Source organism: Flavobacterium sp. N3904 (genome assembly GCF_025947305.1).
Lineage (GTDB): Bacteria > Bacteroidota > Bacteroidia > Flavobacteriales > Flavobacteriaceae > Flavobacterium.
This window is the reverse complement of record NZ_CP110009.1, coordinates 258,077-274,989: the sequence shown is the minus strand read 5'-3', so window position 1 is coordinate 274,989 and position 16,913 is coordinate 258,077. Positions and strand designations below refer to the sequence as shown.

The following is a 16,913-nucleotide window of genomic DNA, read 5'->3' as shown; positions in this document are numbered from 1 at the left end:
TAAATAGTATGTTTTCAATTTTTTTAGTTTTAATTACAATAGTATGTTTTCTATTGATCGTAGTTATAATGGTTCAAAATCCTAAAGGAGGTGGTTTGTCATCTACAATAAGTGGTTCTCAAATGTTAGGTGGTGTACAAAAAACTACTGATTTCTTAGACAAAAGTACTTGGACATTGGCTACTATATTAATCGCTTTAATTTTGCTTTCAGGATTGAGTTTTACTGGAACATTAAGTGATGCTGATTCAAAAATTATCGATAATACAGAATCTGCTGCGCCAAAAACAAATGTACCAGTTCAAAATGCACCTGTACAAAATACACCTGCACCAGCAACTCCAGCAAAATAATTTATTTTCATAAAAATACCAGATGCCAGCCTGTCAAAGCTGGCATTTTTTATAGGAAAAAATGTCAGTTTAAAAACAATGGCACAATTTCTGAAACGCTAATTGTATAAAAAAATAACATAAATATAAAATCATGACTTTAAACATTAAACCACTTTCGGATAGAGTTCTTATTGAACCAGTAGCGGCTGAAACTAAAACAGCGTCAGGGATTTTTATTCCAGATACAGCTAAAGAAAAACCACAAAAAGGAACTGTAGTTGCTGTTGGTAACGGTACAAAAGACCATGCCATGACTGTTAAAATTGGTGATTCTGTACTTTACGGAAAATATGCTGGAACAGAATTAAAATTAGAAGGGAAAGATTATCTGATTATGCGTGAAGATGATATTTTAGCAATCATCTAAAAATTTGTAACGCAAAACAACATTAAACATTTAAACTTTAAACAATTTTAAACTAAAAAAAGTAATGGCAAAAGATATAAAATTTGATATTGAAGCACGTGACGGATTAAAACGTGGAGTTGATGCATTAGCAAATGCCGTAAAAGTAACATTGGGTCCAAAAGGACGTAACGTAATTATTGGAAAATCTTTTGGTGGACCAAATGTGACCAAAGATGGTGTTACTGTAGCCAAAGAAATAGAATTGAAAGATCCTTTGGAAAACATGGGAGCTCAAATGGTAAAAGAAGTAGCTTCAAAAACTAATGATTTAGCCGGAGACGGAACTACAACTGCTACGGTTTTGGCTCAAGCTATCGTAAAAGAAGGGTTGAAAAACGTTGCGGCAGGTGCAAATCCAATGGATTTGAAACGCGGTATTGATAAAGCTGTTGAAGCTATCGTTGCTGACCTTGCCAAACAAGCCAAAGTAGTAGGAAGCGATTCTGAAAAAATCAAACAAATTGCTTCTATTTCTGCTAATAATGATGAAGTGATTGGAGAGTTAATCGCTAATGCTTTCGCAAAAGTGGGAAAAGAAGGGGTAATCACTGTTGAAGAAGCTAAAGGAACGGATACGTATGTTGATGTTGTTGAAGGAATGCAATTTGACAGAGGATATCTTTCTCCATATTTTGTGACTAATCCAGAAAAAATGGAAGCAGAATTGGAAAGTCCATACATCCTTTTGTACGACAAAAAAGTTTCTTCTTTAAAAGAATTATTGCCAGTATTAGAGCCAATTGCACAAACCGGAAAACCATTATTGATTATTGCCGAAGATGTTGACGGTGAAGCTTTGTCTACTTTGGTAGTAAATAAATTGCGAGGAGCATTAAAAATAGCTGCTGTAAAAGCACCAGGTTTTGGAGACAGAAGAAAAGCAATGCTGGAAGATATCGCTATTTTAACTGGTGGAACCGTAATCTCTGAAGAAAGAGGATATACGCTAGAAAATACTACTCTAGAAATGCTGGGAACTGCAAAAAGAGTAACTATTGACAAAGACAATACAACTATCGTTAGTGGTGCTGGTGAAGCTGATATGATCAAAAATCGTGTCAACCAAATCAAAGGTCAAATGGAAGCTACAACTTCTGATTATGACAAAGAAAAATTGCAAGAACGTTTGGCTAAATTAGCTGGTGGTGTTGCGGTTCTTTATGTTGGTGCTGCTTCTGAGGTAGAAATGAAAGAGAAAAAAGACCGTGTTGACGATGCGCTTCATGCAACTCGTGCGGCTGTTGAAGAAGGAATTGTTGCTGGTGGAGGTGTAGCTTTATTGAGAGCTAAAAACGCACTTAGCGCAATTGTTGCTGACAATGCAGATGAGAAAACAGGAATCCAAATTATATCTCGTGCTGTAGAATCTCCTTTGAGAACTATTGTTGAGAATGCAGGTCTTGAAGGTTCTGTAGTTGTTGCAAAAGTTTCTGAAGGTTCAGGCGATTTTGGATACAATGCCAAAACCGATGAATATGTAGACATGCTTAAAGCAGGAATTATCGATCCGAAAAAAGTAACCCGTATTGCTTTAGAAAATGCTGCTTCTGTTGCAGGAATGATCTTGACTACAGAGTGTGCTTTGATTGATATCAAAGAAGAAAATGCAGGAGGCGGAGGTCACATGGGTGGCGGTATGCCGGGAATGATGTAATATCAGATTAATGTTTAAATATAAAATCCGTCTTGAATTTTGTTCTTGACGGATTTTTTTATGCTTTTATTTCCAAAACGGACTTTAAAAAACCGTCTTACTTTATAAGGTAAGACGGTTCATTTTATTTTTAAATAATTTATTTAGCTATTTAGCAACTACTTTTTTCTTAATTAATTTTAGAAAAACGGGTAATGTTGAGATTAAAATAATTCCTATTACGATCTTTTCGATATGTTCTTTTAAATCAATACCCATTCCTAGAAACATTCCATACAAATAATGTCCCGAAAAAATCAATACAAAAGACCATAAAAAGGAACTTAGTATATTATAAAACATAAATTTCTTTTTGTCCATTGAGCCAATGCCTGCAACTATAGGAGCAAATGTTCTTACTATAGGCAAAAATCTTGCATAAATAATAGCTTTGCCACCGTGCTTTTCAAAAAACTCTTTGGATTGCAGTAAATATTTTTTCTTGAATAAAAGTGTATCTTCTCTATTGTACAAATAATAACCACTTTTGGCTCCAAACCAATAACCAACCATATTTCCGAGCACACCCGAAAAAGCTACAAGGGTTGATAATAAAACTAGGTTTATAAAATCACTTGGAATTAATAAAATATTTTGAATTAGATCACGACTGTAAATTCCAGCAAGAAAAAGCAAACTGTCACCAGGAAGAAAAAACCCAGCAAAAAGCCCGGTTTCAGCAAAAACAATGAATAACACAATATACAAACCCAGTTGAATGCCACCAATTGTAAAAGTTATATAAAATTCAGGATTTACTAATTGGGTCCATTCGAAGTTATTCATAAATTTTGTTTTTTATTTTAAGGTTGTGAAAGTAAGGATAATTTAGGTTAACCACAATAGAATACTCTATTTTAAAGTTTTATTAACGATTTAAAAACCACAAAAAATATCAAAATTGATCTTCTATTTTGATGCTTTTTTATTGAATTTGTGAAAGTTTTAAATTTATTTACTCAATACGTAAACTTTTATCAATATTTTACAACCTTTCATATTGGCAACAAGTATGAAGGTTGTCATAATCTTCTTTGGTAGATTTTACTGAGTCGGTGTCATGTCCTACTTTGGCAATAGCTTTTTTTACATCCAATAAGGAGCATTTTTCTTCATTTATAATCAAACTCAATTGATGTGTTTCTATATTCCAGGAAGCCGATTTTACTCCAGGAACCGAATAAGCCGCTTTTTGTATTCGCTTCTGGCATTGTTCGCAGTTTCCATTTACTTCGGTAGTATATTTGGCGTTTTTATTTTTCTTTTCTTGGCCTTGAACGGAAACGCCAATTATAGTCATTAGTAAAACGGCAACTATATTTTTAACCACTTTGTTGTTAAAGCTTTTTCTGAATTCTTGAATATTTGTTTTCATTATTTTATTTTTTTTAAATTGATATTGTTATGCAATTGCTATTGCCATGGTTGTTATTTTATTTTAAATCTCAAACCCGCATAATACATTTGTCCAAATACAGGAGCGTACAGCAATGTAGCGTCAAAATAAGGGCTAAATGGATTTTGTGAATCGTTAATTGCTGGATATTGAGTGTAATTTCCAATATTCTCACCGCCAACATATATTTCAAATGTAGATGAAAATGTTCGGGTAATTTGAGCATTTACCAAGGAATATGAGGGCGAAAATTCAGGAAATTGATATGCAGCAGGATTAGAGGCGGTGTACGGAAGCTGCTGTTCTCCAATCCAATTATAGGTGAAATCCAATTTCCATTGTTGTCCTTTGTCTCCCGAAGGAGTTTCATAGCCTAAATTTCCAAAAAAACGATGCGTAGCCTGCAAAGGTCTTTGGTATATTCCAGATAAATAATTGGTTTCTATGTCGTAGTATTTGTAGGCTGTTCTCAATTGTAAATGATTGGTTAATTCGTAATTGAATTCTAGTTGAAAACTATTGGCAAACGAAACACCGTCAAGATTATGAAAGATCACTTCTTGTGGACTTTGCATAATATCGACCACAACTTGATTCTGGAAATTGGTTCTATAAAAATCAACGCCTATATCACCGCTTCTGTTAAATAGTTTAAAGCCCTGCATAAAACTCGCTCCGTAATTCCATGCAATTTCGGGATCCAGACCGTATATTTCACCATTCGCATTTGTTATCGAAAACGTTCTGGAACTCGCAAACAATGTTTGATTTTCGGCAAAAATATTGGCGGGTCTTTTGCCTCTTCCCGTAGATACTCTCAATACTCCTTTTTCCCATGGATTGTATCTGGCGTGTAATCTTGGTGTTGCAAAAACGCCCAAACGATTTCCATAATCTACTCTCCCTCCAAGAATCAAACTAAAATTATCTTGATTGTCAAAAGTATATTCAAAAAAAGCACCAACTGTATTGTCTATTCTGCTGTAATTTGTAGTGTTGACAAACTCCATGTAATTGTCATAGGTAAAATTCAATCCGGTTGCAAATTTGTTTTTTTCGTTATTGATTATAGAATTAAAAATCAGGTTTGAATAAAAACTATTCTGTTTGATATTGTAGGTATTCAATCCAAAATAAGAGTTTTGATCATAGCTGGAGAATGCATTCTGAAAACCAATACTTTGATACGGCATGTCTTTAAACACATATCCTATTTTTGTAGAAAGATCCATTTTTTGGGTATTGATTTCCGAACCCCAAGAGTTGGTTGTTCCTCGATCTGTATCAGGATCAAATGTGAGTTGCCCCATTAATTTAGCATCATTCATATATTGAAAATTGATGAAGCTAATCCAACCTGTTTCGGCATTGTAATATTGATAGCGATTGAGCAAGTTGATTTGTTTTTGCAAAGGATTGTCCAGAAAACCATCGTGATTTGTATCCATTTTTGAATCACGAATATTTCCGTGTAGCAATAAACTTGTTGCCCATTTGTCAGACAGTTTTTTATTGAAATTGGTGTTCAATTCAAATCGGGAATCGGTAGAGCCATACACATTCAATAAAAAAGGAATGCCATTTATTGGTTTTATTAATTCTGTGTTTATTTGACCCGAGATACTTTCAAAGCCATTGACTACACTGCCGGCGCCTTTTGTAATTTGAATGCTTTCTATCCAAGGGCCCGGTGTAAAAGAGAGGCCGAAAACCTGAGAAGCGCCTCTTACTGAAGGAATGTTTTCTTGGGTCATCATCAAGTATGGACTTGTTAAGCCCAACATCTTGATTTGTTTTGTACCTGTTAACGCATCAGAGAAATTTACATCTATAGACGGATTGGTTTCAAAACTTTCTGCGAGATTACAACAGGCAGCTTTTAGTAGTTCTTTGCTGGTAACCAGGGTTGTATTTCCTGTTACAGTGTACGATTTTAGTATGCTTTTACGTTTGGACTGAACTTTTACTTCCCGTAAAGTATCTTGCGAATAGGAATTTAAAGTGCCAAACAGTAGCAATACAGCTATTATAGTTTGAGTTTTCATGATTTAGATTATAATGATTAAAAATGTCAAACCACAAGAAAGGGCTCGACTCTAATTAAACATTACAATCTGTCGTAAAGGAGGTATTGGCTGTACAGCTTGAAAAGTGGCGGTGCGTTGGCATCGCAATAATAAGAAAGGGTAGAATTGTTTTTGAAATTGTCTTTAGCTGTAAAAACAAACGAATGTGCTTCCGGAATTACAAAAGCATAATCTATTTGAAAAGAAAATGATTTAATGACGCCATTATCTCCTTTTTTCTGAATGACTACTTTCTTGTCTTTGCAACAGCTGTCTTTTTTGGAAGCTATTTTTTGGCAACAGCCTTTTTCAGTTTGTAAAGAGGGCAAAGTAGAATTTAAAGAAACCGAAGAAATGTGGCCTCCGCAATAATGCACATTAAATGCCAATCCTACATTGGAAACCAATAATAAGACCGCTAGAAATATACTTATGTGCTTTTTAAAATTCATATTACAAAATTACTATTATTATAAGTTACAAAAATCAAATTCTTGTTAAACTTTACCTAGTAAATATAGGCTACAATTCAAAAACCTGACCCATCAAAGGAATCACACAGTTGAAGCCATATTTTTCTTGAATTTTAACTCTCAATTCATCTGCAGGTTCATTCTCCCCATGAACCAAAAATATTTTTTTAGGTTTTTCTACCAACTCTGAAAGCCAATTGATCAAATCCTTTTGGTCTCCATGCGCAGATAAACCTTCGATTTCTAGAATTTTTGCTTTTACATCATAATATTTACCATGAATTTTTATATCCGTTGCGCCTTCTAATAATTTTCTGCCCCGAGTGCCTTCTCCCTGATAACCAATGATAATTACTGTCGTTTCGGGTAGTCCTATATAACGTTCCAAATAGCTTAAAACTCTACCTCCTGTTACCATGCCGCTGGCTGCAATTACAACTTTTGGCTGCTTATTATAAATGGTGTCAATCGTTTCTTGGTAATCTGAAACCATGGTAAACATTTTGCACATCGCAGAAAACTCATCTTGATGCAAACGGTGCCATTTTCTATTGTTGGTAAAAAGCTCCAGCATGCTAATTCCCATCGGGGTATCAATAATGTAAGGGATATTCGGAATCCTATCCTCTTCTTTTAATTGCCAGAGTAAGTACATCACAGATTGAGCCCGCTCAACTGCAAAACTCGGAATTATAACGGTTCCTTGGTTTTGGATCGTATTATTGATGTATATTTCTAGTTCGAGTTTTGGATCTGTATCAGGATGAAGTCGGTTACCATAAGTGCTTTCTAGGAAAATATAATCTGCTTTTTTGGGTTTTGTTGGCGGAAACATCAACACATCATTATCGCGACCAATATCTCCTGAGAAGACAACCACTTTATTTTCAAGTCTTAGTTCTATTGTACTTGCTCCGAGAATATGTCCCGCATTGGTAAAAACGGCTTGAATTTCGGCGTCCAAGTCGATACTTTCGTTGGGGTTTATTACCCGAAAATGAGAAAAAACCTTTTCGGCTTGAGCAACAGTATATAGAGGTTCGGCTATTTCATGTTTTGAGTATTTACCTTCATTTGCCATTTTAGCATCTTCTTCCTGTATTTTGGCACTGTCTAAAAGAATCAGTTTGGTGATATCTTTGGTAGGGCTTGTGCAATATATTTTGCCATCAAAACCTTGGTTTATTAATCTGGGTAACCATCCACAATGATCCAAATGACCGTGTGTCAATAATACAAAATCTATGGTGGAAGGTAAAATAGGCAAAGGCTCCCAATTGAGCTCTCGTAGTGGTTTTAACCCTTGAAATTGTCCACAGTCGATTAAAATTCTAATACCATTACTTTCTACCAAAGTTTTAGAACCTGTGACCGTTCCGACTCCGCCAATGCACGTAATTTTCATTTCATTTGAATTTAAAATTGAACCAAAACTGAATTTCTATATAAATCTGCACAATTCAGATGCTTCTTTTATTACATTTTTTATTCTATTGGGGCTTAAGCCAATTTTTTCTAACGCTACTCTATTGTTGATAATCTCTCGTACTAGAATAATATCTAGTATCAATAGTTTGTCTTTTTCCGAAAGGGTCAATGTTGTCAAACAAGTGATTGGATATAATTGGGTATTGTCAATTTTAGTTTTTAAATTGTTGTTTTCAGGGTAATTCCAACTCAATAAATTCAAACCTGAACATTTGCCAAAATCGACCGCATCCGAAGTAAATCGATTGTTAGTCACTATCCAACATTTTGAAAGAGTGTTTTTTTTATCGAATATATCGTGTTGTTTTTCTTTTATATCATTAAATCGAGACAGAATATACATGGGTACCTTTACATCCGATGCGGCTTCTCTTCCTATGTGAAATTTACACTCCACTATTCCAATATTGTTGTTTTTCTTAACGACAATGTCAATTTCATGAGAAACGCAATTGCCTCGCAAAATCAAATTGGTTTTAGTTTCAAAATGCTCTGAAGCAAAAAGGCGAGCGATAAATTTTTCAAAAAAAAAGCCTGCAGGACCCAGTAATCGAATGGCCTCTCTTAAATTATAACGGGCGGCATGTGAATTTGAAGATTTTTTCAATAGGCTAAATGCCATTTTGTAAATAAGTTTGGTTGAAATTCCTTCAAAAATTTCTTTTTCAATCTGTTGTAAAACAGTATCAACAATAGTTGGATTTGCCCCCGATTTTAAAAGAGATTGTTTCAGCTTTGTTCTGTTGAAATCTACAATAGCCCCTGAATGTTTAATGATTTTCATTCTTTTTGAATTGGATAAATAAGTGCATCCAATTGACCCTAAAGTTACAAAAAAAAAGAAGTTATTTGTTTAGTTTTTGATAATAAAATGCTGGTATAAAGAGAATTATAAATAAAGGTTGAATCAAAAAACGGCGCACATAAAAAAGTAGCAGATTGTTTCTGTTTTCGTAGAAATAGAGTACAGAAAAGAAAACGACAATAAGAATCACAAAGAAAAATATATACAAAATAGAACAAAATTGTATCATTTCTTTGTCTTTAAATAATGCATATAATATTCCTAATGACAAAAGTGAATTTATTGAAAAGCGGAATAACAAACCTAGAAATAATTGAAGTGAATCAAAAACAGGTAAAGGCGAATTTAAATAATCTCCTTCAAAATAATTTAAAAAAGGATCATAGAATAATTGATTTTCAATTGCACGTACACAAACTAAAAGAGTTATTAATAGAATAACTGTAAAAACTGCCCCTTTATTTTGGAATACTTTATTTAGCATATTTTGAAAATTTATTGACCCAAATCACCCATAATATAAATACGACTCCGTAGATAATCAAAGGAAAAAGCACGCCATGTAATAGGTGCAGTTGTTTTGGGAAATGATAAATCAAAACTGTCAAAAGGACTATTCGTAGGACGTTTAGAATATAAATCAATAGGCTTCCTCCAAAAATAAAAAGTAAAGTATTTTTTATGCTTCCTGAAAACGCTACAACAAATGAGATAAAAAGTATAATTACACTTATGCCGTTACAGCCTTCTACCACTCTGGCAATAGCTTGTTGATTTAGATATAAAGTAAAAAAAGGATTTTTGCTGCTTTCCTCAATTGTAGCGGAATTGTCATACCAGGAAAGCACTTTTTCCGTATTTTGAGCTACTATATGTGTTATGGAGTCCACTTTGTTACCATCAAAACCATCAAGAAAAGACTGGTATAAGAAAGTGAGTAAAATGTATGATCCGAAAAACGTACCCAGAAAGATTAAAAATGGACTGTAAAGGATTAAATATTTTTTCAAAATCAATTTTTTGACAAATTTATGCAATTTTAAAATGAGCTTTAAATACTTTTGTGTAAAAATAATAAAAACATGAACTTTCAAGAATTACAACCCAAAGTAATCGATATTACTTTAAATAATACACTTTCAAGAGACGAAAAACTGTTAGCGGTTTGCCAACTTTTGAGTGATTCCATTTCCTATTATAATTGGGTAGGTTTTTATTTTGCCAATCAAGAAACCAAAACATTGCATTTAGGTCCGTATGTTGGCGCCGAAACAGATCATACTGTAATCCCATTTGGAAAAGGAATTTGCGGACAAGTTGCGGTTTCCAACTCCAATTTTGTTGTGCCAGATGTAAGTGCACAAGACAACTACATCGCCTGTAGCTTCACCGTAAAATCTGAAATAGTAGTACCACTTTTTGTAAATGGCGAAAATATTGGGCAGATTGATATTGATAGTCATGTAATAGATCCTTTTACAGAAGAAGACGAACGATTTTTGGAGTTTGTAAATGAGGAAATAGCAAAAATTTATTAGTAAATCCAAAAAATCAGAAATTCTCATTAAAAAGATCAAAAATCATTTAATCTTTAAATTTTTGAATATTTCAATATTTTACATTACTTTTGCACCCGTCTTACAATAGCTGTAGGATATACATAATAATCATTTAAATAATATTAAAATGTACTTAACTAAAGAAGTTAAAGAAGAAATCTTCGCTAAACACGGAGGAAAAGCAGAAAACACTGGATCTGCAGAAGGACAAATCGCACTATTCACACACAGAATTAGCCACCTTACTGAGCACTTGAAAAAAAATCGTCACGATTACAACACAGAGCGTTCATTGGTACTATTAGTAGGTAAAAGAAGAGCTTTGTTGGATTACTTGAAAAAGAAAGAAATCAACAGATATCGTGAGATTATCAAAGTATTGGGTATTAGAAAATAATCAATATACAAAAGAGGTGCGAAAGTGCCTCTTTTTTATTTTAGAGTCTAGATCTTAGATTCTTCCATAGGTGTTAATTTTTAAAATTAATATCTGCATTAAAAAAAGTTTGGTTTTTCATTGGGTTTTAGGCATTAACTACGCAACAACTACAACTACAACACAACTAGAACCCATTGTTTAATCACAAAAAATAAATTATGATTCCAAAAGTTTCAAGAGAAATTATCGATTTAGGAGATGGCAGAAGCATCTCAATCGAAACAGGAAAATTGGCCAAACAAGCTGATGGTTCTGTAGTAGTTCAAATGGGAAATGCGATGTTGCTTGCAACTGTAGTATCTGCCCGTAAAGCTAGCCCAGGGGTTGACTTTTTACCTCTAACCGTTGATTACCGTGAAAAATTTGCAGCAGCAGGACGTTTTCCTGGTGGATTTTTCAAAAGAGAAGCAAGACCAAGCGATAGCGAAGTTTTGACAATGAGATTAGTAGATCGTGTATTGCGTCCGCTTTTTCCAGATGATTACCATGCCGAAACACAAGTAATGATTCAGTTAATGTCTCATGACGATAGCGTTATGCCTGATGCATTGGCAGGATTGGCAGCTTCAGCAGCTTTGGCTTTGTCTGACCTTCCATTTTCTACTTTAATTTCTGAAGCACGTGTTGCACGTATAGACGGAAAATTTGTTATCAATCCAAGTCGCGCACAATTAGAATTATCGGATATCGATATGATGATTGGAGCTTCAAAAGATTCTATCGCAATGGTAGAAGGAGAGATGAAAGAAATTTCAGAAAAAGAAATGGTAGAAGCCATTAAATTTGCTCACGATGCCATCAAAATCCAAATTGCAGCCCAAGAAAGATTGGTTGAAGCTTTTGGTAAAAAAGAAACACGTACTTACGAGAACGAAAAAGAAGACGAAGCTATTTATGCTAAAGTAAAAGCTGCGGCTTATGATAAAATTTATGATATTGCAAAAGTAGGTTCTTCTAAACAAGAAAGAACAGCTTCATTTGCAGCCGTAAAAGAAGAAGTAAAAGCATTGTTTACTGAAGAAGAATTGGCTGTAGACGGAGATTTGGTTTCTAAATACTTCTACAAAACCAACAAAGAAGCAGTTCGTAATGTAACCCTAGATTTAGGAACTCGTTTGGATGGAAGGAAAACAAATCAAATTCGTCCTATTTGGGCTGAAGTGGATTATTTACCATCTGTTCACGGATCTGCTATTTTTACAAGAGGAGAAACTCAGGCATTGGCAACTGCAACTTTAGGCACATCTAGAGAAGCTAACCAAATTGATTCTCCATCAGAACAAGGTGAAGAAAAATTCTACTTACATTACAACTTCCCACCTTTCTCTACAGGTGAAGCAAAACCGCTAAGAGGAACTTCAAGAAGAGAAGTTGGTCACGGAAACTTAGCACAACGTGCTTTGAAAAACATGATTCCTGCTGATTGTCCTTACACAATACGTATTGTATCTGAAGTATTAGAATCGAATGGTTCTTCTTCTATGGCTACTGTATGTGCTGGAACACTAGCATTGATGGATGCAGGTATCCAAATGATCAAACCAGTTTCTGGAATTGCTATGGGGTTGATTACAGATGGAGATCGTTTTGCTGTATTGTCAGATATTCTTGGTGACGAAGATCACTTAGGGGATATGGACTTTAAAGTAACCGGAACTGCTGATGGAATTACTGCTTGTCAAATGGATATCAAAATCGAAGGATTGAAATACAACATCATGGAGGAAGCTTTGGCTCAAGCCCGTGAAGGTCGTTTGCATATCCTTGGAAAAATAACTGAGACTTTGGCAGCGCCAAAAGCTGATGTAAAAGCGTATGCTCCTAAAATTATCACAAGAACTATTCCTGGTAACTTTATTGGTGCGTTAATCGGACCTGGAGGAAAAGTAATTCAAGAATTGCAAAAAGCTACTGGAACAACTATCGTAATCAACGAAGTAAACGAACAAGGAGTTATCGAAATTCTTGGAACAGATCCTGCTGGAATTGAAGCCGTTTTGGCCAAAATCCAATCGATCACCTTCAAACCACAAATGGGCGAAGCTTATGAAGTGAAAGTGATCAAAATGCTTGATTTTGGAGCAGTTGTAGAATATACTGCAGCCCCAGGAAACGAAGTATTGCTTCACGTTTCAGAATTGGCTTGGGAAAGAACAGAAAATGTTGCCGATGTTGTAAACTTGGGTGATGTGTTCATGATAAAATATTTAGGTTTAGATCCAAAAACTCGTAAAGAGAAAGTGTCTAGAAAAGCCTTGATGCCAAGACCTCCGCGTGAGGAGAAAAAAGAGTAATCCAATCTTAGTTTACTAAAGGTTTATTTATAGAGAGAGCCCCGTTTCATAATTATGAAACGGGGCTTTTCATTTTATATCACTTGTTCACCGCAACCTTTTGGTCTAATGATAATCTAGTAAAGAAACTAAAAGCTCTTACTTTATCCCAACAAAATCAAATTGACATATTATTAAGAACTGTTTGTTTCAATATTATTTTTTTAGCTATTTATTTTATAATTTGATAAAAACCCAATAAATATAACATTTTATCTTGTTTTTGTAAGATATAATAGTATTTTTATAAAAATATTTAAGCTTATTAAAAATAAGTATAAATTATAGTAAGTAACCAATTGAAATTATCCCTTAGAAAATGCATTTTAGAAAATCAAAAAGTAAACTAGCAATATTACTATTATTTATTGCTTGCTGTGGATTTAAAGTCCATTCCCAAACAAATTCCGAAATTGCATTGTATAACAGATTTGATTCTATAGTAGGTAAAGAAAATCTCGGTGTAAATAATGGAACTCTTCATTCAAATCCTTTTAGAGTTTTTGATGGAAATAATATGTATTATAAAGCAGATAGATATAGCAAGGGGAATGTTTTTTATGATGGGCAAATGTATTATGATGTAAATCTTAAGTATGATATTTATAGAGATCAGTTAATTCTCAATCCGCATGGCCAAGCTGAATATATTGGGGTAAATCTAATTCAATCTAAAACGGAATCTTTTTTATTAAACGGAAATAAATTTGTCAACTTAGCGGGGTATAAATCACCTTCAATGGATTTTTTGAGTGGTTACTATGAAGAGATATTAATTTCGAATAAGTTGACATTTTTTATAAAACATCATAAAAACAAGCTTGAAGTTATTCAAAATGATCAAGTCTATTATAAATTTTTAGATGATAACACCATAATAATCAAATTTAAAAATATTTTTTATAATGCAAATTCCAAAAAGGAAATCTCCAAAATATTCCCTAAGCAAAAAAGTAAAATAAACGACTTTTATAGCAATAATCGAATTGTTGAAAAATCTAATAAAATCGTTTTTACAGCTAATTTATTAAACTATATAAATGGTTTAATCACAAATGAATCAAATTAAAACATGAGAAAATATTTACTTACACTGTTGTTTATCGCTTGCAATCAATTATTATTTTCTCAGAATAAAAAAGAACTTGTTTCAATTGAATTTAAAGATGTAAATAGGATTTCTGCAATACATGCTATAGAAAATGCTACATCATATAAATTTTATTATGCCTCAGAATGGTTTGATTCTGACAAAACTTTAATTTCAGGATCATATAAAGATGTAACTATTGAAGAACTATCTGATAAAATATTCAATGGAACAAATCTTAATTTTTTCATTCAGGGAAATAAAATAATATTAACAAAGAATAGTGCTATTTATGAGACTTTAGCGCCAAATTACTTCACATTAAAAAATGCAGAAAAAGAAACTGTAAATAATGATGTTCAAAAAGAAAATCCTATTTTCTATCAGCAATATGACTCGACTAGTGTAAATATTTCTAAAAAAAGCTACGGAGTTGTTCTTATCGGAAAAGAAAAGAAAACAAATAATAAAAAGGTTTATACTTTAACAGGTTATGTTAAAGATGATTTGACGCAAAAACCTATTTCAAATATTACTATTAGGATACGAAATAAAAATATCAGCGCTGTTACTAACGATGAAGGTTACTTTACTATTCAAGTTCCAGCAGGGTTAAACTATATACAGACAGAATCAATCAACCACGCAAAAATGACTAAAAGCGTCATGGTTTATGATGATGGTAAATTAGACATATATATATCAGAAAACATAAACGACCTAGAAGAGGTTATTATAAAAGGGAAAGTAAATAAAAATGTTAGAGAAGCTATAACAGGAGTTTCTACAATTGATGTTGAAGGTATTAAAAATGTTCCTTTGGTTCTTGGCGAACGAGATATTTTTAGAATAGCAACTACTTTGCCGGGGATAAAAACTACGGGTGAGGGTTCTGCTGGTTTTAATGTTCGAGGAGGAAAAGATGATCAAAACTTAATACTTTTGGATAATGCAACATTATATAATACCTCGCATTTTTTGGGTTTTTTCTCAGTAGTTAATCCATATACTACAAGTAAAGTTGATATCTATAAAGGGAGTATTCCAGCGCAATTTGGAGGGCGTTTGTCTTCGGTTTTTGACATTGCTTCTAAAAAGGGCAGCGATGAAAAACTGGTTGGTGAAGGAGGGATTGGGACTGTGACCAGTAACCTTACAATTGGGGCTCCTTTGATAAAAGGGAAATCCAGTATCTTGGTTGGCGTACGAGGAACTTATTCGGAATGGCTATTGAACAGTTTGAATGAAGAATCCCTAAAAAATAGTGAGGCCTCATTTTATGATGGAACAGCCAAATACAATTATAAAATTAATGAAAAAAACAATTTAGAATCGACGTTTTATTATAGTTACGATTCCTTTAAAATATCATCTGATTCATTATATAAATATACGAATCGATTATTTTCATTAGAATATGGTCATACTTTTAATAGCAAGAACAAAGCGGCTTTAATTTTCACAAACAGTCAATATAAATTTGATATCGAGTACGAACCTATAGGTAATAAGGCCTTTAATTTTGGCTACAAGTTGAATGAAACACAAGCTATTTTAAATTTTAAAAGCATACTTAACCCTAAACATAATTTTAATTATGGTGTTTCCACTAAGCTTTACAAAGTAGATCCTGGTCATCTATTTCCAAGTAATGCTGAATCCATTAGAATACCAATTGATATTGATGATGAAAAAGGGTTAGAGTCAGCGGCTTATTTTGCGGATAACTACAGCGTAAATGATAAAATATTAATAAATTTAGGGTTGCGTTATTCATTTTTTGCTGCATTAGGCGAATCTACTCAAAGAATCTATCAAGAGAATGCACCAGTAAATGATGCAACTGTTATAAGTACCCAAACGTATAAAAACAATGAAGTTATTAAAACTTTTGGCGGATTTGAACCGAGACTAGCAATACGCTATTTGTTTACAGATGATTTTTCGATAAAAGCAAGTTACGACAAAACATACCAATTCATTCATTTATTAACTAATAATACCACTCAATCTCCTACAGACGCATGGAAATTAACTGATTTAAATGTTGATCCTCAAGAATCACAACAATATTCTTTGGGACTGTATAAAAACATTGATGATGACTTAGTTGAAATTAGCTTGGAAGGGTATTATAAAAAATCTAAAAATTTATTGGATTACAAAGTAGGAGGCGAACTTGTTTTAAATGAAAACGTTGAAACACAGTTATTGCAAGGAGAAGGAAAGGCCTATGGTATTGAATTATTACTTAAAAAACAATACGGAAGGCTTAATGGTTGGTTAGGATATACCTATTCTCGCGCTTTCATAAAATTGAATAGTGAATTTGATGATGAGAAAGTAAATAATGGAGAGTATTTTCCAACAAATTTTGACAAACCACATGAAGTAAGTGCTGTTCTAAATTACAAATTTACCAAACGCTATAGCCTATCTACCAATTTTATATATCAATCTGGAAGACCTATCACGTATCCTATTGGTGCTTATCATTATGGGAATGCTGATTATACATTATACAGTGATCGAAATAAATTTAGAATTCCTGATTATTACCGTTTGGACATAGGTTTTAATATTGAAGGAAATCATAAAATTAAAAAATTGGCACATAGTTTCTGGAATATATCTATTTACAATGTTTTGGGCAGAAATAATCCATATTCTATATATTTTGTAACCGAACAAGGGAAAGTTAAGGCATACAAAACTTCTATTTTTTCTATTCCGATTCCAAGTGTTACCTATAACTTTAAGTTTTAAA

16 protein-coding genes are annotated in these 16,913 nt (G+C 33.2%); 8 read left to right on the top strand and 8 right to left on the bottom strand.

Translation table 11 applies throughout. The annotated features are described in order from the left end of the window. Positions 1 to 8: 8 nt before the first annotated feature. The 3 genes from secG (at position 9) to groL (ending at position 2,458) form a co-directional block, all read left to right on the top strand. Complete coding sequence (gene secG / locus OLM57_RS01230) at positions 9 to 353, top strand: preprotein translocase subunit SecG (RefSeq protein WP_264565424.1); 345 nt, start codon at positions 9 to 11, stop codon at positions 351 to 353. A gap of 133 nt (positions 354 to 486) precedes the next feature. Further along, positions 487 to 762 (top strand): co-chaperone GroES, encoded by a 276-nt coding sequence (gene groES, locus OLM57_RS01225; protein ID WP_264565423.1) that lies wholly within the window; start codon positions 487 to 489, stop codon positions 760 to 762. Between the two features lie 64 nt (positions 763 to 826). Continuing rightward, complete coding sequence (gene groL / locus OLM57_RS01220; RefSeq protein WP_264565422.1) at positions 827 to 2,458, top strand: chaperonin GroEL; 1,632 nt, start codon at positions 827 to 829, stop codon at positions 2,456 to 2,458. Between the two features lie 147 nt (positions 2,459 to 2,605). On the opposite strand, the gene OLM57_RS01215 is transcribed toward groL, so the two are convergent. The 8 genes from OLM57_RS01215 to xrtF all read right to left on the bottom strand — a co-directional run bounded on the left by OLM57_RS01215 (position 2,606) and on the right by xrtF (position 9,735). Continuing rightward, on the bottom strand, positions 2,606 to 3,283 hold the full coding sequence (locus tag OLM57_RS01215; RefSeq protein ID WP_264565421.1) for a DedA family protein: 678 nt from the start codon (positions 3,281 to 3,283) through the stop codon (positions 2,606 to 2,608). A 199-nt stretch (positions 3,284 to 3,482) separates the two neighbouring features. Continuing rightward, positions 3,483 to 3,872: a heavy-metal-associated domain-containing protein gene (locus OLM57_RS01210; protein ID WP_264565420.1), complete on the bottom strand. Its 390-nt coding sequence runs from the start codon at positions 3,870 to 3,872 to the stop codon at positions 3,483 to 3,485. 53 nt (positions 3,873 to 3,925) lie between these two features. Next, positions 3,926 to 5,938 carry a TonB-dependent receptor plug domain-containing protein gene (locus tag OLM57_RS01205; protein ID WP_264565419.1) on the bottom strand — a complete coding sequence of 671 codons (2,013 nt, stop codon included), beginning with the start codon at positions 5,936 to 5,938 and terminating at the stop codon, positions 3,926 to 3,928. A gap of 62 nt (positions 5,939 to 6,000) precedes the next feature. Beyond that, positions 6,001 to 6,411 (bottom strand): HYC_CC_PP family protein, encoded by a 411-nt coding sequence (locus tag OLM57_RS01200; RefSeq protein WP_264565418.1) that lies wholly within the window; start codon positions 6,409 to 6,411, stop codon positions 6,001 to 6,003. Positions 6,412 to 6,481: 70 nt separating this feature from the next. After that, complete coding sequence (locus tag OLM57_RS01195) at positions 6,482 to 7,837, bottom strand: MBL fold metallo-hydrolase (protein WP_264565417.1); 1,356 nt, start codon at positions 7,835 to 7,837, stop codon at positions 6,482 to 6,484. A gap of 36 nt (positions 7,838 to 7,873) precedes the next feature. Further along, positions 7,874 to 8,704 carry an ATP cone domain-containing protein gene (locus OLM57_RS01190; protein WP_264565416.1) on the bottom strand — a complete coding sequence of 277 codons (831 nt, stop codon included), beginning with the start codon at positions 8,702 to 8,704 and terminating at the stop codon, positions 7,874 to 7,876. A 61-nt stretch (positions 8,705 to 8,765) separates the two neighbouring features. After that, positions 8,766 to 9,209: an exosortase F system-associated membrane protein gene (locus OLM57_RS01185; RefSeq protein WP_264565415.1), complete on the bottom strand. Its 444-nt coding sequence runs from the start codon at positions 9,207 to 9,209 to the stop codon at positions 8,766 to 8,768. After that, positions 9,199 to 9,735: an exosortase family protein XrtF gene (gene xrtF / locus OLM57_RS01180; protein WP_264565414.1), complete on the bottom strand. Its 537-nt coding sequence runs from the start codon at positions 9,733 to 9,735 to the stop codon at positions 9,199 to 9,201. Before xrtF ends, OLM57_RS01185 begins: the two co-directional genes overlap by 11 nt. A 72-nt stretch (positions 9,736 to 9,807) precedes the next feature. Here xrtF and OLM57_RS01175 point away from each other — a divergent pair, with 72 nt between their 5' ends. The 5 genes from OLM57_RS01175 to OLM57_RS01155 all read left to right on the top strand — a co-directional run bounded on the left by OLM57_RS01175 (position 9,808) and on the right by OLM57_RS01155 (position 16,912). Then, positions 9,808 to 10,263 carry a GAF domain-containing protein gene (locus tag OLM57_RS01175; protein WP_264565413.1) on the top strand — a complete coding sequence of 152 codons (456 nt, stop codon included), beginning with the start codon at positions 9,808 to 9,810 and terminating at the stop codon, positions 10,261 to 10,263. 148 nt (positions 10,264 to 10,411) lie between these two features. Then, positions 10,412 to 10,681: a 30S ribosomal protein S15 gene (gene rpsO / locus OLM57_RS01170; RefSeq protein ID WP_264565412.1), complete on the top strand. Its 270-nt coding sequence runs from the start codon at positions 10,412 to 10,414 to the stop codon at positions 10,679 to 10,681. A gap of 200 nt (positions 10,682 to 10,881) precedes the next feature. Next, on the top strand, positions 10,882 to 13,017 hold the full coding sequence (locus OLM57_RS01165) for a polyribonucleotide nucleotidyltransferase (RefSeq protein ID WP_264565411.1): 2,136 nt from the start codon (positions 10,882 to 10,884) through the stop codon (positions 13,015 to 13,017). A 358-nt stretch (positions 13,018 to 13,375) separates the two neighbouring features. Then, positions 13,376 to 14,125, top strand: coding sequence for a hypothetical protein (locus tag OLM57_RS01160; RefSeq protein ID WP_264565410.1), 750 nt, complete (start codon positions 13,376 to 13,378; stop codon positions 14,123 to 14,125). Between the two features lie 3 nt (positions 14,126 to 14,128). After that, positions 14,129 to 16,912, top strand: a complete 2,784-nt coding sequence (locus tag OLM57_RS01155) for a TonB-dependent receptor (RefSeq protein WP_264565409.1) — start codon at positions 14,129 to 14,131, stop codon at positions 16,910 to 16,912. Position 16,913: the final 1 nt, after the last annotated feature.